Here is an 18,142-nt window from a genome sequence, read left to right on the forward strand (position 1 = left end):
TACCAGACCAGGGGCTGAGACTCTTTTAGCAAGTCTATGCAAATATGGGAAGACCGATCAGAAAAAGTCGGTACTGGAGTTTCCGGGTTCGCCGGCGCCCTCTCGTTCCTGGGAGCGCTCCTCCTCTTTCACCCCCAGCCCCGAGAACCCCGCCGTCCTCCCGCCCTTCCACAAGGCGAGCAGCTTCGTGGTCCTGGCGCGGGATCCGGCCCGGCTCCTGGAGCCCGCCCTGCTGGGCGCCGCCCAGATGGCCTTCCTGCCCGGCGCGCGGGTCGAAGGCACGGACGCGCGCGCCCGGGAAGCCCTCAGGCGCCTGGACGCCGGAGAGGCCGCCGCCCGGGCTTTCCGGCCCTGGACGGACGACTGGAACTGCCTGTCGATCCTCGCCCTCAGCGCCCTCCGGCAGCGGGGGGACGTCTAGGCGTGCGCGGGGGTCCGCTCCCGGTCATGGGTGGAGACGATGCGGTTCTTGTCGTCCACGAAGACCACCCGGGGACGGCGGTCCGCCGCCTCTTCCTCGGACATCCAGCCGTAGGCGGCCAGGATCACCAGGTCGCCCGCGTTCACGTGGTGGGCGGCGGCGCCGTTGATCCCGATCTCCCCGGAGCCCTCCTGGCCGGGGATGACGTACGTGCTGATGCGCGCGCCGTTCGTCACGTCGTAGATGTCGATCTTCTCGTTCTCGAGGAAGCCCGCGGCCCGGATGAGCACGGGGTCGATGGTGATGGATCCGACGTAGTCCAGGTCGGCGCGGGTGACGACGCACCGGTGGATCTTGCCAAGAAGGAATTGACGAAGCATGGCACCTCCGGTCCAGGCCCCAGGATAGGGGGTCCCGGCCAACCCCCTAGCATGGGCCTCCCTGGCCCGTTCGTCCACCCTCGATTTTTTCCCTACGGCTCGATGCGCGCCGACTTCACGACGGCCTCGGCGCGGGGGAGGAGGGCGGCGAAGTAGTGGACGCGGGGCGCCTGGAAGACGATGAGGTAGAGCTTCCCGCCCCGGACGGCGCCGAAGGCCGAGCCCTTGAGGGTCACGTCGTCGGCCTTGCGGATGAGGGTGTAGTCGAAGCGGAACCCGTCGCCGCCCGCGAAGGGATGGGGCGCGAGCCGGTCGCGGCGGAAGGTGCTGCCGCCGGCGCTGAGGAAGGACTCGAAGAGCTCCGCCACGTCCTCGGCTTGCATCCCCTCCTTGAAGACCGCGGCCCCCTTGGGAACCTCGCCCCGGACCCGCACGAGGGGCTGCCCCGCGGGGACGCCGGCGAAGAACCAGAGCCGGTCGAGGGTCTCCCCGTTGACCGTCCAGCGCACGTTCCAGGTGCCCGCCTGGTGGGTGTCCAGGCGGTTCCAGCCCGCCTCGCCGCGGACCCGGAGGCCCCCTGGGAGCTCGGATTCGAGGGGCGTGACCGCCGTCCAGACGGCGGGCTTCTGGCAGGCCGCCAGCAGCAGGAGGGTGAGCGCCGCGCCCAGCTTCTTCATGGCGTCTCCTTCAGGTAGGTCTTGATCATCTCCGCGTCCTCCGCGTCGGGGCGGAGCGCCAGGTAGCGGGCGTAGGCCGCGCGCATCTCCGGCATCCGCCCCGCCCTGCGGTGGAGCCGGCCCAGGGCGCGGTGGACCTCGGGCGGCGCGCCGGGCAGCTCGAGGGCTTCCCCGTAGGCCCTGCGGGCCCGCTCCGCGTCGCCGTCCCCATCCCGGAGGCGGCAGGCCTCCCCGAGGAAGTACCGCGCCAGGCCGTCCTGGGGGTCCTCCCCGCAGAGGCGGGTCAGCAGGGCGACGCTCTCGCCGTAGCGCCGCCGCTTGAGTTCGTCCTCCATCCAGCCCATCCGGAAAGGGGCGATGGCGGCGCGGAAGGCGGCCCGTCCAGGGTCGCGGTCCGCGCCGGCCATCCGCGCGGCGGCGGCCTCCAGCGCGCGCTGGCGCTCGGTCTCGGGCGGGTGGGTGGCGAAGAGCCGGCTCCGCTTCGCGGCGTCCCCGCCCCCCTCGGCCTTGAGCTCCTCCAGGAGGTTGGACCACACCCGGGGGGCCTCCCCTGCGGGGTACCCGGCCTCCGCCAGCCGCTCCAGGCCCTCGGCGTCGGCGGCGCGCTCGTGGTCCCGGGAGTAGGCGAAGCCCCCGGCGACGGCGCCCAGGCTCGCCAGGGGCCCCGCGATGGGCACCATGAGGGCCAGGGTCGCGAAGGCCGAGCGCGACTTGGCGTCCCGCAGCTGGTCCAGTCCGTGGCGCAGGTGGTAGTGGGCGATCTCGTGGCCGAGGATCGTGGCCAGCTGGGCCTCGTCCGCGCAGCGCAGGAGCAAGCCCGTCCAGACCTGCATCATCCCGTTGGGCGCCATGCTGGCGTTGAAGTATGGGGTGCGGAGGATGTGGACGCGCACCTCGGGGCAGAGGGGTCCCGCCAGCCGGCAGCAGACGGCCTGGACGTAGGCCGTGAGGGCCGGATCCCGGACGAGGAGGGGGCTCTGGAGGAGCTTCGCCTCCTCCCGGTCGCACAGGGCCCGGAGCCCCCCCTCCTCGGACCCGAGGGCCGGGGCGTGCGGTTTGGCCGGCGGATCCTGGGCCGCGGCGCCCGCCCCCGCGAGGAGCGGGAGCGCGAGCAACAGGCCGGACTTCCTCATTCGGGGAATTCCGCCAGGAGGTTGTCCAGGGTGGCCTTCGCGGCGGCGGGTTCCCGCACATCCCCGCTCATCCGCACCAGCCGGTTGAACCACACCACCTGGCCCGTGCGGAGGTCCACCAGGTCCGCGTAGCCCACCTGGGATCCGCCGCCGACGTTCAGGCCGGCCACCGCCATCAGGGCGATGGTGGCCACCCGGCCGCCGGTGGCCGTGCTGTCCCGGAGGAAGAGGTAGAGGGCGTAGTCGGCCGGCGTGGCCTTGGCCAGGGCGGCGGCCTCCTCACCCAGCGTCCAGTCCAGCTGGCCGCGTTTGGCGGGCAGGTGCATGGGCCCGAAGTGGTGCCACCAGATGGCCTCCGCCACCGCCGCGTTGAGGTGGCCCAGTTCGGCGACCGTTTCGTCCGCCGGGCCCTCGAAGGGGATGAAGCGCAGCCCGCCGGGGCGTTCCCGCCCCCGGAGCGCCTCCAGGAGGTTCGTCCGGGCCTTCTCCGTCCATTCGGCCTTGGGCTCCCGGACGCCGCCCGCGGTGAGGGCGTAGAGCTCCACATCCAGGGGCATGACGAGGATGGTCGCGCCGGCCTTCAGGCCGGTGACGCCCTCCGCGCGCCGCTCCTGGGCCCCGGCCCGCGTCCCCGCGAGACAGAGGAGGGCGGCCAGCATCCACGCCACGCCACGGATTGCGCCCACGGACCACCTCCCGGATCGATCTGTACCCTGTGCCGAGTCTGGCCCATGGTACCGGGATCAGGGCTCCTGGTGGCTGATGAACTGCGCGGCCTCCCCGGAGGGGGCCAGGATCACGTTGTCGATGAGGCGGGTGCCGCCGATGACCACGGCGGCCGCGAGGGCCGCGGGCCGGGTCACGGTCCCGGCGAGGGAATCGAGGGTGGACAGGTCCACCAGGCTGCAGTACTGGATCTCGTCGGCAGCCGACATCTCGGCCCGCGCCATGGCCTCGAGGGCGGCGGCGTCGCGCTCCCCGGCCCTGAAGGCCGCCTCGGCCTTGGCGAGGCCCCGGCTCACCCCGAGGGCCCGCTCCCGGTCCGCCGGGACCAGGTAGCTGTTCCGCGAGCTCATGGCGAGGCCGTCGGCTTCGCGGACGGTGGGGGCCACGAGGATGTCCACGGGGAGGTTCAGGTCCTTCACCACGCGCCGGATGATGGCGCACTGCTGGAGGTCCTTCTGGCCGAAGAAGGCCAGGTCCGGCTGGACGAGGTTGAAGAGCTTGGCCACGACGGTGGCCACCCCGCGGAAGTGCCCGGGCCGGAAGGCCCCGCACAGGGCGTCCGCGATGGGCCCCACGGAGATGGAGGTGCTGAACCCGGTGGGGTAGATCTCGGAGGCCTCCGGCATGAACAGGATGGCGACGCCGAGGCGCAGGCACAGGTTCTGGTCCCGCTCGAGGTCCCGCGGGTAGCGGGAGAGGTCCTCGGAGGGGCCGAACTGGGTGGGGTTCACGAAGACGGAGACGACGGTCGCGTCGCAGCGGGCGGTGCTCTGGCGGATGAGGGAGGCGTGCCCCTCGTGGAGGAAGCCCATGGTGGGGACGAAGCCGATGCTCCTGTGGCTGTCCCGGAGCGCCTTGAGGGCGACCTTCAGTTCGGGGATCGTGCGGATGATGCGCATCTAGTCGTCCTGCCCTCGCTGCTTCCAGGCCCGGAGTTCCTCCCGGGCCGGTTCTGGAAGGATATAGGATTCCTGGGGGCCTGGAAACCTTCCCCCCCGGACATCCTCGCCCCATCGGGCGAGCGCCTCCCGAAGCGCTTCAAATCCATTCATATAAGTGCGCACGAATTTTGGCGGTGTTGTGGGAATCAACCCAAGGATGTCATGAAATACAAGTACCTGCCCGGAGCACGCGGCGCCCGCGCCAATGCCAATGGTGGGGATGGAAAGTTCCTGCGTGACCCGCTCGGCCAGCTCGGCCGGAACGCCTTCGAGGACGAGGCTGAAGCAGCCCGCGTCCTGGAGCCGGAGCGCGTCCTCCAGCAGCTCCACCGCGGCACCGGCCTCCCGGCCCTGCACCTTGTAGCCGCCCATGCGGTTGAGGCTCTGGGGCGTCAGGCCCAGGTGCCCCATCACCGGGATCTCCGCGTCCACCAGCGCCCGGATCACCGGCACCCGCCGCGCGCCGCCCTCGAGCTTCACGCCCTGGGCCCCGAGGCGCACGAGGCCGCCCGCGTTCCGCACGGCGTCCTCGCAGCCGAGGTGGTAGCTCAGGTACGGCATGTCCACGACCACGAGCGCCCGGGGCCTGCTGCGGACCACGGCCTCCAGGTGGTGGGCCATCATGGCCAGGGTCACGGGCAGGGTGTTCTCGAAGCCGAGGCAGACGTTGCCGACGCTGTCGCCGATGAGGAGGACGTCCACCCCCGAGGCGTCCGCGATCCAGGCGGTGGGGGCGTCGTAGGCCGTGGTCATGACGATGGGGCGCCCCTCGTCCCGCATCCGCTGCAGGTCGGGGATGGTGATGCCTCGTCCGGAGGCGGGTGCGTGGCTCATGGGTGTCCTCGGAGCGGAGTCGGCAGCGGCAGGTTCGCCTGGGTCGGGCTCCAGTCTGCCAGAGGATCCGACTTGGCCGGCAGGAGGAAGGGAACGCCGGCGGCCTCCGCCGCCGACCGGAAGGCCCGGACATCGGCCCGGCCCGCGAAGGCCGCCTCCAGATGGGCGGGCACCCTCGACCACAGTTCCTGGAAGGTCGCCGCCGCGTCCTGGATGGTTGACCGTGCGCCCAGCCGCTCACCCCGGGCCAGCAGCAGGTCCGCCTCGCGGGTGCCGGCCTCCATGGCCAGGTGGGGGAACCGGAGCTCCCGGGCCAGGTTCCGCACGTCGCCCCAGGCGGAGAGCGCTTCGGCCAGCACCGCCTCCGCGGGCCCCGCCCCCTCCAGGAGCAGCGCGTGGGCCCGCCGCCACTCCACCTCCAGCCATCGGGAGCCGGATCCCTCCACGGGCCCCTTGAGGCGCTCGAGGTGGGTCCACGCGGCCTCCGCGGCCTCGCCGCCCTCCAGGGCCTCGGCCTGGACGTAGCGCAGGCGCGCCAGGCGCTCCCGCCACACGAGGCCGGCCTCGCCGTAGCGGTTCGCCGCCTCCTGGAAGCGGCGCAGGGCGGCGGGCCAATCCCCGCGGAGGACATCCAGCTCGCCCGCGATGAAGGCCGCGTCGCCCCGCTCCTGCGGGGTGAGCAGGTCCTCGCGGACCTCCGCGGCCCGGGCGGCGAGGAAGTCGGCCTGCACCAGGTCCCCCAGCACCGCCAGGGTGCGGGCCTTCCAGAGAAGGGCCCGGGAGGCGCCCACCGGGTCCTGGAGCCCCTGGAACCGGCGGAGGGCGCTGTCGAGGTGGGCGAGGGCCGGCCCGAGGCTCTGCTGGAACCCCCGGGCGATCCCCAGGTCCAGCCGGCAGGCGGCTTTCAGGCCCGGATCCTCCTGGGCCCCGGCATGGACGAGGGCCTCGTCCAGGAGGCGGCACGCCGCCTCCGTCTGGCCCATGCCCAGGTGGATCTGGCCCAGGGCGCCCAGCACGGCCGCGAGCCCCCGGCGGTCCCCGGCGTGCTCGAAGAAGCGCCGGGCGGACTGGAGCGTCTCCAGGGCCTGCTCGAACTGGCAGCGCTGGCCCTGCACCCGGCCCAGTTCCAGGAGGAGGGCCACGTGGTCCTCGCGCCCATCCGCGGTCTCCCGCCGGGCCAGGAGGAGGAGGCCCTCCTCCAGGGCCCTGGCGGCCTTGGGGACCGCGCCCTGGGCCGCGTGGAGGCGCCCCAGGGCGAGGCGGAGCCGCACCTGCTCGCCGTGGAAGGGATGGTCCGCGAGGCAGGCCGCGGCGGACCGGATGGACTGGTGGGCCGCCTTGAAGGCGCGCAGGCCGATCTCGAGGCAGGCCGCCTTCCGGTGGAAGCGTGCCGCCCACTCCTCCTCGGTGGAACCCGGGGCCGGCTCGCCCAGGGCGCCGAAGGCCTCGGCCAGGGCCGCGCGGGCCCGGGCGAGGTCGCCCACCTGCGCCCAGGCGTCGGAAAGGCACGCGTGGAGCCGCGCGCTGGGAACGGGTCCGGGCCCCAGCCCGAGGGCCTCATCGACGGCGGCCTGGGCCTCCGCGGGCCCCGGGCGTTCCCGCCGGAGGGCCTCGATGACCTGCTCCACCGCGGAGACGGGATCCTGGGCCCGGGCCCGCAGGCGCACCGCGAGGACCGGGCTCCCTGCCTCCGCCTCCAGGGCCCGGAGCAGGGCGGCGGCCACGGCGCGGAGCTCGCCCGGGGCGGAGCCCTCCAGGGCCAGCTCCCGCACCAGCGCGGACGGGACCCGCAGCCGCCCATCCGCGGCGACGGCGAGCTGGGCGTCCTGCAGGGCCTGCAGGGGCGCCTCCGCGGCATCCGGATCCTGGCCGAGGACCCGGGCCAGGACCGCCGCCGCCACCGGGGCCTCGGCGAGGGCGAGGGCCTTCAGGGCCCTGCGGGCCTGGGGCTCGAGGCGGGCCGCCCGCGCCGCCAGGATGGCCTGGATCTCCGATTCCCCGGGTCCGGGCGGCGGGGGCGCCCCGGGCGCGAGGGTCCAGGCGCCGCCCTCCCTGACGAGGTCCCCGCGGAGGATGGCCATGTCGAGGATCCGGCGCAGGAGGCCGGGATTGCCCAGGGCCGAGGCGCAGACCGCCGTGGTGTAGGCCTCCGGCAACCGGTGGGCGCCGAGGGCGTCCGTCAGGGTCTCCTGGAGGCCCGCCTCGTCCACGCGGTCCAGGACCACGATGGCCGCCCCGGGCCCGTTGCCCGCCGAATCCAGCCAGGACTTGAGGCCCTGGCAGGTGCCGGCCCCCCGGAAGGACAGGATCCAGGGGAGCCGGGAATGCCCCGTCAGGCCGCGGAGGAGGTCCAGCACATCGACGCCCATGAGCTCCAGGCCCCGGAGCAGGAAGAGCCTCGGGTGCAGGGCGTCGGCCCAGGCCAGGGCCCCCAGGGCGGCTTCCACCTCGTCCACCTCGAGGCGCCGGTCCGGCGCGACGGGCTTGCGCCCGCCCCTCAGGAAGGCGAAGCTGGCCATCCTCCGCGCCAGGGACCTCGCCAGGCCGGGCTCCGCGGCGTACAGGTCCGCCTCCAGGCCCGTGAGGGCCTCCCCCAGGATCCGCCCCAGGAAGGCCCCCGCCCTCTCCCCGGGCAGGAGCTCCACATCCACCACCCACCGGCCCTCGGTCTGGGCCGCCGCGCCCGCCCAGTCGCAGAGGCGGTCCTGGTCCAGGCCCTCCTCCCCCGTGAGGAAGACCGCGCGCTCCGGGGTGGCCGGGGACCCGAGGCCCAGCATCAGGGACTTGAGGTAGGTCAGCTCACGCGAACGGCCCCGGATCGGCACCGAGGCCGGGTCCGCCAGGGCCTGGAGGTCCTCCCAGACCCGCGCGGTCCCGGGCCCGGGCGGCGCGTCCGGGAGGGCCAGGCCCGGCCCCGGCCAGGGCTCGGGCCCCAGCACCCGCGGCGCCAGCACCCGGCCCGGCTTCAGGCCCACCACCTCCGGATCCGCGAGCCGGGGCGTCCGGGACGAGGCCAGCGCCTCCGCGACGGCGGCCTCGAGGGCCTTCCGCCCGGGCGCGTCCACGGAGCCCCACAGGCGCGGGTAGGGGATGCCCTCCAGCTTCTGGAGGAACCACGCGGCCTTGGCGTCGTGGCCCATGCGGGCCGGGCCCGGGTCCAGGGGGGAGGCCTGGTCGAAGGCGCGCAGGAAGTCCTCCCGGATGGCGTCCAGCACCCGGGGCGGAGGCAGGGGCTCCCAGAGCTGGAGGAGCTGCCGGGGACCCTCCCCGTCCTGGCGCACCACGCGGAAGGAGCATCCCGCCCCCGTGGCGGGTCCGTCCAGCTCGCGCACCTCCGCGAACCACCGGCCCCCGAGCCGCCACCCGCGCCCCATCAGGCCTCCGCGCCGGAAGGGGTCGGGCTCGTCTCGGGTCGCGGAGAATTCATGGCGCGATTGTACCAGGTGGTCCGGAACACCCCCCGGCGGCAAAACACGACGGCAATATCCTGTTTGAACCCAGCAGGTACGCGGAATTCCAGCATCACTTTTCCTTTGACGTGATTGCGATCGATACGCAGAATCATGTTCGTCGATTGACATCCTTGTGCAGCTTCCCGGAGGAGAACGCCTAAGATACGGGGTGCCGGGCCCTGACAACGCGGAGCGTGCCAGATGACTGAAAAGGTTGAAGTTGTCAACTCATGGGACACACGGCTCGCCCTGTGGTTCGATGAGGAGCACAGCGCGTCCAGGCGATTCCTCGTGAGCGCCGCGGTGTGGGCCCTGGTCGGGACCTTCCTGGGGCTGCTCGCGGCCTCCGAGTACTACTGGCCCGACCTGGTCCACAACGTGCCGCAGCTCCAGTTCGGGCGCCTCCGGCCGACCCACGTGAACGTCGTGGCGTTCGGGTTCATCTCGATGGCCAACATCGGCGCCATCTTCTACGTGGTGCCCGAGCTGTGCCGCACCCGGCTCTGGAGCGAGCGCTGGGCCAACGTCCTGATGGTGGCCTGGAACACCGTGATCCTCGCCGGCATCCTCTGCCTCACCAACGGCATCACCGAGGGCCGCGAATACGCCGAGCTCCCCTGGTTCATCGACATCCCCGTGATGGCGGCCCTGATCCTCTACATCGTCATCGTGTGGGGCACGGTGCTCAGCCGGAAGGAGCGGCAGCTCTACGTGTCCATCTGGTACATCGCCGGCACGACGCTGTGGTTCCCCGTCGTCTACCTCATCGGCAACCGGGTGTTCTTCTCGGTGCCCGGCATCGGCGACGCCATCGCCAACTGGTTCTACGGGCACAACATCCTCGGGCTCTGGTTCACCACCAACGGCATCGGCCTGGCCTACTACTTCCTGCCGAAGATCACCCGCAATCCGCTCTACAGCCACCTGCTCAGCATCGTCGGCTTCTCCACGATCGCCATGTTCTACACGCCGACGGGCACCCACCACCTGCTCCAGAGCCCCGTCCCCGAGTGGCTGAAGGCGGTGGCCGTCATCTCCTCCGTCATGCTGCTCGTCCCGGTGATGAGCGTCCTCGTGAACTTCTTCCTCACCATGAAGGGCAAGTGGGGCATGATGGCGACCCACCTCCCCCTGCGGTTCTTCATCACGGCCCTCGGCTTCTACCTCCTGACCTGCTTCACGGGGCCCTTCCAGGCCACCCGCTGGATCAACTGGTACCTGCACTTCACCCACTGGGTCGTCGGCCACGCCCACTTCGCGCTGCTGGGCACCTTCGGCTTCATCGGCTGGGGCGCCATCTACTACGTGGCGCCGCGGGTGTCGGGCCGCCAGTGGTACTCCCGGCGGCTGGCCAACGCCCACTACTGGCTCTCCCTCATCGGCACCACGCTCATGATCATCGCCCTCACCGTGGCCGGGCTCATCCAGGCTTCGGCCTGGGAGGAGGGCCTCCCGGTCTACCGCGGCGTGATCATGGTGGCCCCCTTCATGCTCATGCGCGCCTTCTCGGGACTCCTGATCGTCCTGGGCCAGGTGCTCTTCGTCTACAACGTCTACAAGACGCTCGTGGCCGCGGAAGAGGCGGTGGAGGGGCCCCTCGAGGACGCCCCCCAGGCCCAGCCCGCCGGCGCACAGTCCTGAGTCCGGGGAATCCATGACCACGCCACGCGCAAACTACCTCTACCCCGCCCTGGGCCTCACGCTGATCATGGCCTCCATCATCTTCGTGGTGGTCCTGGTCCCGCGCTGGACCTTCAGGCCCCCCGAGCCGAGGGACCTCCGCGACTACACGGCCCAGGAGCTCCGCGGCCGCGAGATCTACAAGCGGGAGGGCTGCTGGTACTGCCACTCCATGGTGAGCCGGCCCCAGGACTGGGACCACGGCCGCCGTTCGCGCTCCTCCGACTACTTCTACGACGCCTACCATCTCCTCGGCTCGGAGCGGTCCGGTCCCGACCTCGCCAACATCGGCGGCAAGTTCCCCGACCAGTACCACATGCTCCACCACAAGAACCCCCGCTACGTGAAGCCCGGCTCGATCATGCCCCGGTACGACTACCTGCCGGAGCAGGACCTCACCGACCTCACGGCCTACCTCCAGAGCCTCGGCCCCTACGGCACCCGCGCCCTGGACGTGGAGGGCGGCAAGGACCGCTACGCGGCCACCGGCGAGACCCGCTGGGCCTACGTGCGCGACTACACCTGGGTCGGCGGCCCCCTGGACGGCGTCACCGAGAAGGTGGCCTTCTGGAAGCTGGACGTGGCCCACCAGCGCGCCCTCAACGAGCAGCTCTACGGCGAGCACCCCGAGGTGCCCTTCAAGTACTCCGCCGAGATCGAGGAGCTGATGTACGGCTCCAGCCACGAGGCCGCCAACGCCAAGGGCGCCCTGCAGGGCCTCGCCACCCCCGTCTTCCCGAACAAGGAGGCCCTGGAGGAGGCCCGGCTCAAGGACCCCGAGGCCCGCGCCTGGACGGAGAACAGCTTCCGCGAGGGGCAGATCACCGACAAGAACCGCCTCCTGGCCAACTACGGCAAGGGCCTGTTCAACAACCAGTGCGCGCCCTGCCACGGCGTCACCGGCAACGGCAAGGGCCAGGCGGCCTTCTCCATGACGAAGCGCCCCGCCAACTTCACCGAGGACAAGTACGCCGGCTTCACCGTCGACGCCTGGTACTGGCGGATCAGCCGCGGCGTGCCCGGCACCCAGATGCCGCGGTGGGAATACACCCTCGACGCCAACCAGCGCCTGACCCTGGCGGCCTTCCTCCGCTACGTGGCCCAGAACAAGGGCCTCGGGAAGCTGGAGGGCGTCCCCGCCGACTACGGGAAGGCCCCGGCTCCCCCCGAAACGACCCATCCAGGCGCGAAGTGAGGCGACCATGACCAGCGATCCCCTCAAGGACAACCGGGAGGACGAGGACCTCATGGAAGAGGTCTCCGGAACCAAGGTCGGCCACGGCAAGGCGCCCTTCGCCCTCGTGATCATGTATCTCGTCATCCTCGTCTGGGCCGTGCTGGCCTGGATCCGGCCCAGCGGCACCTGAGGAGCGGCACCCATGCGCACTGTTTCCCGGGCCACGGCCCTCCTCCTCCCCCTCCTCCTCCTGGCCTGCTCCGACAAGGGCCTGAGCACCCGGCGCGAAGGCGCCGGGGGCGTGGTCCTGTCGGCCACTGCGGCGCCCAAGGGCCTGGAGCCCGGCGCCGACCGGGCCCCCTACCCCCTGGGCCTCCCCTCCGCCCTCAAGGGCCGGGCCGTCTACACCGCCAACTGCGCGTCCTGCCACGGCACCCTGCTCACCGCCGCCGAGGAGGCCGACCTGAAGAAGCAGGCCGCCCTCCCCGCCGGGCACCCCGACCGGGGCGCCAAGGAGCGCGAGCTCGCCGCCGAAGGGCGCTGGCCCGTCCAGGCCCGCCGGGGCGGACCCGACTTCCTCCAGCGCGCCTGGCGCTTCCAGCGCACCCCGGGCCAGCTCTTCCAGCTCATCGCCTACGGCAGCGCCCCCCGCATGGAGGGCGACCCCTCCCAGGGCCGCATGGAGCACCCCGGCCCCAGCGGCAGGATGGGCGAGGGCTGGATCCGCGCCATCAAGGACCTCCGCGGCGACCAGCTCGTGGCCACGGGCGACCCGGTCCCGGTCTGGAACGCCGTCTACTACGTCTGGAGCCGCGCCATCGCGGCCGCCGGCCCCACCCGGTTCAAGGAGGTGTGGGACATCTACGGCCAGAACTGCTCCGTCTGCCACGGCGACACCGCCCAGGGCAACGGCCCCCTGGCCCGGACGCTCAATCCGCCCCCCTTCAACTTCTCGGACCGCAAGGCCCTGGCCCAGACGACGGACGCCTTCCTCTTCTGGCGCATCTCCGAGGGCGGCCAGTTCGAGTCCATCCCGCCCGCCGTGCGGCGCTCCATGTCGCCGGAGGCCCTGCAGCAGTTCGTCCACCAGTGGTCGGCCATGCCCAGCTGGCGCGGCGTCCTGACCGAGGACCAGCGGTGGATGCTGGTGGACGGCGTCCGCAGCCGGACCTATGAGCACGAGTAGGAGGCTCCGAATGACCGAGAACGCCCGCCGGACCTTCCTCAGGATCGTGACCGGCATCCCCATCCTCGGGGGCGCCGTCCTGGCGGCCTCCGCCATCCTCCGCTACTTCAAGCCCACCATGGTGGGCGGCCCCAAGGGCCTGGTGGCCCCCCCCGACGAGGCCGGCAGCAGCATCCAGGCCGTGGCCTCGCTCTCCGAGCTGACCCAGCCCTGGGACTTCAAGGAGTTCATCTACATCCGCAAGTCGGTGGAGTATTCCAGCCGCAAGATCCAGGGCGCCAAGATCCCCGGGTTCGTCGTCCGGGTTCCCGACGAGTTCACGGACCCCAAGGACCCCAAGTCGAAGTTCGTGGTCGTCCAGCGCATCTGCCCCCACCTCGGGTGCACCTTCAACTTCGTGAAGAGCCCCGAGGAGCTCTCGGGCGGCTACAACTACAAGCCCCCCGCGCCCACCCACCCCTATTTCGCCTGCCCCTGCCACCTGTCGGTCTACGATCCGACCCGGAAGCAGGAGGTCGCCCTCCAGGGCGCCCTGCCGGGGAAGGTGGTCTCGGGCCCCGCCCCGCGCCCGCCCCGCACCATGACCTTCGACATCAAGGACGGCCAGATCCTCATCACCGGAACGGAAGGAGGCGGCGTTGGTTAGTGCCATTCCCCACCTGCTGCGCGGTCTCCTCCGCGCCCCCGCCACCTTCCGCGACTGGTTCCGCACGCGCTGGGAGAAGATGGATCTCTTCGACGAGGGCAACGTCGTCAAGGCGCGCACGAACCCGTGGTACGCCATCGGCGGCATGTGGTACTGGGTCTGGATGCTGGTGATCCTCAGCGGCGTCGTGCTGATGATCTACTACATCCCCGTCACGGACCAGGCCTACCACTCCATCGAGCGCATCCAGCAGAACTGGCGCTGGGGCCCCGTTCCCATCGGATCCCTGGTCCGCGGCCTCCACAAGTACGGGGCCGACGCCTTCATCATCCTGGCCACCCTGCGCGTCTACCGCATGTGGTTCACGGGCGAGTACAAGCAGGGCAACGAGTTCAGCTTCATCATCGCCCTCCTGATCCTCATCATCGGGATGTACTCGGGCCTCACCGGCTACCTCCTGATCTGGAACCAGCGCGCCCTCTGGGCGACCAAGGTGATGGCCACCTTCCCCACCTACCTGGACCAGAACCCCAGCTGGCTCCCCCTGGGCGACTTCATCAACTGGACCAACCAGGGCAAGACCACCGCCCAGATCCTCCTCGGCGGCACCAGCATCGGCCCCGCCACCGTCACGCGCTTCTACGCCTTCCACTTCATGCTGAGCTTCGTGCCCATGGTGTTCTTCGAGCTGCGGGTCTACCGCCGCGGCTTCCGCCGGATGAACATCAGCAGGTGGGCCAAGCTCGCCACGTTCGGGATCATCCTCGCCATCGCCATCATGATCCCGGCGGCCCAGGGCAGCCCGGCGAACCCCGAGGTCACCCCCAACCCCATCCTGTCCGACTGGTACTTCCTGGCGATGTACCACTTCCTCAAGCTCCAGGACCCCTATCTGGCCACCGTGCTCACCGTGGCGATCCCCTTCCTGGTGCTGCTGGCCATGTTCCTGGACCGCCGTCCGGAGCGGGAGTGGGGGGCCCGCCAGATCCCCAACTGGATCGGCGTCGCCGGCCTCATCTACTTCGTCGTCTTCAGCTTCCTCATCCTCAACGGCATCGCCGACCTGCACCGGGATGCCCCGCTGTGGTACTACTCCATGGGCCTGTTCCTCCTGATCGGCTACGTCCAGGACTGGGCCTACGTGATGCGGCGGGACGGGAAGCGGTGGCACGAGACCTTCCATGTGTTCTTCGTGGCCTTCATCCTCGTGTGCATGTCGGCCAACACCCTCTACCACTACTTCGGGGACATCCGGGAGTGGAACGTCCTCGCCAAGGACGAGATGCCGAGGGTGCTGGAGACCCTGCAGAAGGCGAACCCCCTGGCCACCCCCGACCAGGCCTACGAATGGCTCGAGAAGAACCGGCCCGGCCTCAACCTCTGGCTCACCAGCCACAAGGGACCCAACAAGCCCGCCGGCATGGAGCTCTGGCTCCTCCACGTGATCGCCTGGATCGGGATCATCGTGTCCGGCACCTTCATCGGCCTGGGCCGCTGGGGCCGGGCCAAGGACGCCGAGGCCGCCAAGGCCGCGGCGAAGGGGTGAGCCATGACGGAGCTCCGGCGCATCCAGGCCTGCAAGTGGACCGGTTCCGCCCTGGCGGTGGTCCTGCTCAGCGCGACCTTCTCCCGGTGGAACGCCTTCAAGGCCGCGCCCGGCGCCCTCACCTACGCCGGCATCCTCCTGGCCCTCACCGCCCTCCTGGCCCTCCTCGCGTCCCTGGCCGTCGTGGTCTACGCCGAGGAGCGGGCCCGGGGCCGGCTCAACCGGTCCCGCCCCCGCCTGGAACGCTGGGCCAACCGCTTCTTCCCCCGCCACGAACCTGAATCCCGGTGATCCCATGCGCAAGCGACCCGTCTTCGGCGTGATCTTCCTCCTGACCGGGCTGGGCCTGTTCGGGTACCTGCTCGGGCGCGGCCTCCTGACCGAGGCCGGCCCGCCCCCGGGCCTCCCGGTGCCCAAGGACCTGGTCCTGGAGACGACGAACAAGGAGCCCTTCCGGCAGTTCGACGTGATCAAGTGGCTGGGCTGGGCCTTCGTCGCCGCCGCCCTCGCCGAGGTCGGCGCCGCCTACCTGCGCCGCCCGTCCACCACCGTGGACCAGTAGGGGACGACATGTACCGCAAATTCCTGCGCCTCACCAAGAGCCTCACGGTCAGCTTCGAGAAGGTCGTCAACTTCCTGACGACCCAGGAGCACAACCCCCTCTACTTCCACGGCGCCCTTCCGCTCTACATCTTCTGGTTCCTCATCTTCTCGGGGATCCTCCTGTGGATGTACTACATCCCCACCCTGGACCGCGCCTGGTCCAGCGTGAACTACATCTCGGCCCTGCCGGTCCCGGGCGATCCCGTCAACGAGGCCGCCGGCATCCCCTACGGCGCCGTGGTGCGCGGCATCCACCGCTGGGGCGCCGCGGGGATGATGATCACGACGATCCTCCACATGCTCCGGGTCTACTTCACGGACCGCCACCGGAGCTGGCGCTGGCTGCCCTGGGTGACCGGGGTCGCCCTCCTGGCCTTCGTGCTCTTCGTGGGGCTCACGGGCTACCTCCTCGTCTGGGACGCCCGGGCCTACTACATCGTCGTCGCCACCCAGCGCCTCCTGGAGGCCGTGCCCGTGGCGGGCGCAGCCCTCTCCCGCTTCCTGGTCGGGGGCGACGGCATCACGGACTACACCCTCACCCGGTTCCTCTTCTTCCACGTCGGCGGCGCGGTCCTGATCTTCCTGCTGGTGTGGATGCACTTCATCCGGCTCAAGCAGCCGGTGGCGACCCCCAGCCGGGCCACCAACTTCATGGTCCTGGGCTTCATCCTCGTCGCCGCGGGCACCCTCCCGGCCATCAACATCACCCGCGAGCTGCTCCAGAAGTACGCCGCGGACCCCCGGATCGCCGCCCAGGCCCTCTACGTGGCCAGCGACGCCCCGGCGCAGATCGGCACCCTGGTCGACACCATCCGCTACGACGCCTGGTACATGTTCCCCTACTGGCTCGTCCAGAACGTGGGGGTGACCTGGACCTGGCTCATCCTCGGCGGCGCGACCCTCCTGCTGTGCGTGGCCCCCTTCTACCCCAAGGACCGCCGGGCCAACATCGCCGAGGTGATCGAGGCCAAGTGCACCGGGTGCACCTTCTGCAGCCAGGACTGCCCCTTCGAGGCCATCACGATGGTCGACCGGGCCCCGGGCAGCAAGTTCAAGCAGATCGCCGTCGTCCAGGCGGCAAGGTGCAGCGAATGCGGCATCTGCGTCGGGGCGTGCCCCTTCCAGGCCATCGAGCTGCCGGAGCTGCATTCCAAGACCCTCGAGGCCGACCTGCTGGACCTCGTGAAGAAGGGAGCCTGAATGTCCGACGCGAAGAAGACCATCATCGGATTCGTCTGCGAACGCAGCCTGCCCCTGGAATACATGCTCGACGGGGGGAAGGCCCTCCTCGACGACCCGGACACGAAGGTCGTGATCGTCCCCTGCTCGGGGATGGTCAAGCCCACCTTCCTGGAGACGGCCCTGGCCAAGGGCGCCGACGCCACCTTCGTGTGCGGATGCGCCATCGGGGACTGCCACTACCGGACCGGGAACCTCATGATCCGCGAGCGCCTCGAAGGCAAGCGCAGCCCCAAGCTCCGCAAGACCACCGACCGCCGGAAGGTGGGCATGTTCTTCGTCACCATGAAGGACCGCACCGCCTTCCTCGCCGCCCTAGCCGAATTCAAGGCGGGCCTCGACGCCCGCCCCGCCCAGGAGGAGTGAACCATGCCCGCCCCCGCGAAGAAGGCCGAGGCGCGCCCCGTGGACTACGTGGTGATGCTCCGCTACCTGCTCTTCTACGTGTTCTTCTTCGGACTCCTCTACCTCGTCGGGCTGTTCGGCGAAGTGGCCGAGAAGTGAGGTGAACCCGTGACCCTGCCCCCCGATCCCGAAACCCACGCCCGGCCCCGGGAGGACGAGGACACCGTCTCCCTCCTCCGGATCCTGAAGGAGAACCGGTTCCTCGCCCAGATGATCCTGTTCTTCGTCCTGATGCTCTTCGTGCCGCTCTTCCTGGCCTGGAAGTTCGACCTTTTCCTGGTGGCGAACTAGCATGGAAACCCCGAACTGGACCCTCATCATCGTCTTCACCGCCGTCGGGCTCGCCTTCGCCGCCGGCTTCGTGCTCTTCGCCCTGTGGGCCATCCGCGACGGCCAGTTCCAGGACGTCGAGGGGGTGAAGTTCCGCATGCTCGAGGACTTCAATCCCAAGAAGGGGCGCACCGCCCCCCGGGACTGAGCCTCAGGGCATCCCGATCCAGTACTTCAGGAGTCCGAGCCGGCCCGCCAGCTCGGCGAACCGCTCCACGGGGAAGCCCATCACCGTCGCGAAGCTGCCTTCGATGCGCTCCACGAACAGCGCGGCGATGCCCTGGATGGCGTAGGCCCCGGCCTTGTCCCTGGGCTCGCCGGTGGCCGCGTACCAGCGGGCCTGGGCGGGACTGACCGGCCTCAGGAAGACCTGGGCGGTGTCCACGAGGACGTGGCACTCCCGGTCCCGGCGCAGGCAGAGGCCCGTGTGGACCTGGTGGGCCCGGCCCTGGATGAGGGCCATCATCCGCGCGGCGTCGGCCTCGTCGACCGGCTTGCCCAGGTTGTGGTGGTCGCAGGCCACCGTGGTGTCGGCCGCGATGACCCACCGCCCGGGGTTCACCATGCCGACGATCTCGGCCTTGGCCCGGGCCAGGCGCGCCACCATGGCCTCGGGGTCCTCCCCGGGCAGGGGGGTCTCGTCGACGTCGGGGGCCCAGACCTCGTAGGGGATGCGGAGGGCCTCCATCCACTGGCGGCGCCGCGGGGACGCGGACGCGAGGATGGGCGGCTCGACGTGGAGGGTGATTTCGTGATCCATGGGCAT

Annotated in this window: 23 protein-coding genes; 14 read left to right on the plus strand and 9 right to left on the minus strand. The window is 70.9% G+C overall.

Going from position 1 to position 18,142, the window contains the following annotated elements; translation table 11 throughout:
• The first annotated feature begins 187 nt into the window (after window positions 1-187).
• The gene (locus R2J75_RS18745) at window positions 188-421 is read left to right on the plus strand and encodes a hypothetical protein (protein ID WP_316410793.1); all 234 of its coding nucleotides are present in this window, start codon (window positions 188-190) and stop codon (window positions 419-421) included.
• Here R2J75_RS18745 and panD read toward each other — a convergent pair.
• The 8 genes from panD to R2J75_RS18785 all read right to left on the minus strand — a co-directional run bounded on the left by panD (window position 418) and on the right by R2J75_RS18785 (window position 8,677).
• Window positions 418-801 (minus strand): aspartate 1-decarboxylase, encoded by a 384-nt coding sequence (panD, locus tag R2J75_RS18750; RefSeq protein WP_243331760.1) that lies wholly within the window; start codon window positions 799-801, stop codon window positions 418-420. The two genes, R2J75_RS18745 and panD, sit on opposite strands and share 4 nt — an antisense overlap.
• Before the next feature lie 92 nt (window positions 802-893).
• Window positions 894-1,478 (minus strand): hypothetical protein, encoded by a 585-nt coding sequence (locus tag R2J75_RS18755; protein ID WP_243331762.1) that lies wholly within the window; start codon window positions 1,476-1,478, stop codon window positions 894-896.
• Window positions 1,475-2,593, minus strand: coding sequence for a M48 family metallopeptidase (locus tag R2J75_RS18760; RefSeq protein WP_243346464.1), 1,119 nt, complete (start codon window positions 2,591-2,593; stop codon window positions 1,475-1,477). Before R2J75_RS18760 ends, R2J75_RS18755 begins: the two co-directional genes overlap by 4 nt.
• 14 nt (window positions 2,594-2,607) lie before the next feature.
• Complete coding sequence (locus R2J75_RS18765) at window positions 2,608-3,297, minus strand: hypothetical protein (protein WP_243331766.1); 690 nt, start codon at window positions 3,295-3,297, stop codon at window positions 2,608-2,610.
• A gap of 57 nt (window positions 3,298-3,354) precedes the next feature.
• Complete coding sequence (gene panC / locus R2J75_RS18770) at window positions 3,355-4,236, minus strand: pantoate--beta-alanine ligase (protein WP_243331768.1); 882 nt, start codon at window positions 4,234-4,236, stop codon at window positions 3,355-3,357.
• A complete protein-coding gene (gene panB / locus R2J75_RS18775; protein WP_243331770.1) occupies window positions 4,237-5,112 on the minus strand; it encodes a 3-methyl-2-oxobutanoate hydroxymethyltransferase in 876 nt (291 codons plus the stop codon). It lies immediately after the preceding gene.
• The gene (locus R2J75_RS18780) at window positions 5,109-8,486 is read right to left on the minus strand and encodes an ATP-binding protein (RefSeq protein WP_316410794.1); all 3,378 of its coding nucleotides are present in this window, start codon (window positions 8,484-8,486) and stop codon (window positions 5,109-5,111) included. The genes panB and R2J75_RS18780 overlap by 4 nt, the downstream gene beginning before the upstream one ends.
• The gene (locus R2J75_RS18785; RefSeq protein WP_243331773.1) at window positions 8,486-8,677 is read right to left on the minus strand and encodes a hypothetical protein; all 192 of its coding nucleotides are present in this window, start codon (window positions 8,675-8,677) and stop codon (window positions 8,486-8,488) included. The genes R2J75_RS18780 and R2J75_RS18785 overlap by 1 nt, the downstream gene beginning before the upstream one ends.
• 178 nt (window positions 8,678-8,855) lie before the next feature.
• Here R2J75_RS18785 and R2J75_RS18790 point away from each other — a divergent pair, with 178 nt between their 5' ends.
• Genes R2J75_RS18790 through R2J75_RS18850 form a run of 13 tightly spaced genes read left to right on the plus strand, consistent with a single transcriptional unit; the run spans window position 8,856 to window position 17,524 of the window.
• Window positions 8,856-10,205, plus strand: a complete 1,350-nt coding sequence (locus tag R2J75_RS18790) for a cbb3-type cytochrome c oxidase subunit I (RefSeq protein ID WP_243346467.1) — start codon at window positions 8,856-8,858, stop codon at window positions 10,203-10,205.
• Between the two features lie 13 nt (window positions 10,206-10,218).
• Entirely contained in the window at window positions 10,219-11,439 is a 1,221-nt protein-coding gene (locus R2J75_RS18795; protein WP_243331777.1) for a cbb3-type cytochrome c oxidase subunit II, read from the plus strand.
• 7 nt (window positions 11,440-11,446) lie between these two features.
• Window positions 11,447-11,611: a hypothetical protein gene (locus R2J75_RS18800; protein ID WP_243331780.1), complete on the plus strand. Its 165-nt coding sequence runs from the start codon at window positions 11,447-11,449 to the stop codon at window positions 11,609-11,611.
• A gap of 12 nt (window positions 11,612-11,623) precedes the next feature.
• Window positions 11,624-12,607 carry a c-type cytochrome gene (locus R2J75_RS18805; protein WP_243331782.1) on the plus strand — a complete coding sequence of 328 codons (984 nt, stop codon included), beginning with the start codon at window positions 11,624-11,626 and terminating at the stop codon, window positions 12,605-12,607.
• A 10-nt stretch (window positions 12,608-12,617) separates the two neighbouring features.
• Window positions 12,618-13,253: a QcrA and Rieske domain-containing protein gene (locus R2J75_RS18810; protein ID WP_243331785.1), complete on the plus strand. Its 636-nt coding sequence runs from the start codon at window positions 12,618-12,620 to the stop codon at window positions 13,251-13,253.
• Window positions 13,246-14,799, plus strand: coding sequence for a cytochrome b N-terminal domain-containing protein (locus R2J75_RS18815; RefSeq protein WP_243331787.1), 1,554 nt, complete (start codon window positions 13,246-13,248; stop codon window positions 14,797-14,799). The genes R2J75_RS18810 and R2J75_RS18815 overlap by 8 nt, the downstream gene beginning before the upstream one ends.
• 3 nt (window positions 14,800-14,802) lie before the next feature.
• Window positions 14,803-15,090: a hypothetical protein gene (locus R2J75_RS18820; RefSeq protein ID WP_243346469.1), complete on the plus strand. Its 288-nt coding sequence runs from the start codon at window positions 14,803-14,805 to the stop codon at window positions 15,088-15,090.
• Window positions 15,091-15,094: 4 nt separating this feature from the next.
• Window positions 15,095-15,361, plus strand: a complete 267-nt coding sequence (locus R2J75_RS18825; protein ID WP_243331791.1) for a hypothetical protein — start codon at window positions 15,095-15,097, stop codon at window positions 15,359-15,361.
• Window positions 15,362-15,369: 8 nt separating this feature from the next.
• Window positions 15,370-16,602, plus strand: a complete 1,233-nt coding sequence (locus R2J75_RS18830) for a cytochrome b N-terminal domain-containing protein (RefSeq protein WP_243331794.1) — start codon at window positions 15,370-15,372, stop codon at window positions 16,600-16,602.
• Window positions 16,603-17,007 carry a hydrogenase iron-sulfur subunit gene (locus tag R2J75_RS18835; RefSeq protein WP_279341991.1) on the plus strand — a complete coding sequence of 135 codons (405 nt, stop codon included), beginning with the start codon at window positions 16,603-16,605 and terminating at the stop codon, window positions 17,005-17,007. It abuts the gene before it with no gap.
• Window positions 17,008-17,010: 3 nt separating this feature from the next.
• Window positions 17,011-17,145: a hypothetical protein gene (locus R2J75_RS18840; protein ID WP_279341992.1), complete on the plus strand. Its 135-nt coding sequence runs from the start codon at window positions 17,011-17,013 to the stop codon at window positions 17,143-17,145.
• Between the two features lie 9 nt (window positions 17,146-17,154).
• Complete coding sequence (locus R2J75_RS18845; RefSeq protein ID WP_243331796.1) at window positions 17,155-17,337, plus strand: hypothetical protein; 183 nt, start codon at window positions 17,155-17,157, stop codon at window positions 17,335-17,337.
• A 1-nt stretch (window position 17,338) separates the two neighbouring features.
• A complete protein-coding gene (locus R2J75_RS18850; protein ID WP_316410795.1) occupies window positions 17,339-17,524 on the plus strand; it encodes a cbb3-type cytochrome oxidase assembly protein in 186 nt (61 codons plus the stop codon).
• A gap of 3 nt (window positions 17,525-17,527) precedes the next feature.
• On the opposite strand, the gene R2J75_RS18855 is transcribed toward R2J75_RS18850, so the two are convergent.
• Window positions 17,528-18,136 (minus strand): Maf family protein, encoded by a 609-nt coding sequence (locus R2J75_RS18855; RefSeq protein WP_316410796.1) that lies wholly within the window; start codon window positions 18,134-18,136, stop codon window positions 17,528-17,530.
• Between the last annotated feature and the right edge of the window lie 6 nt (window positions 18,137-18,142).

Origin of the sequence: Mesoterricola sediminis (assembly GCF_030295425.1) — a bacterium.
In the GTDB taxonomy this organism is placed as follows: Bacteria; Acidobacteriota; Holophagae; order Holophagales; family Holophagaceae; genus Mesoterricola; species Mesoterricola sediminis.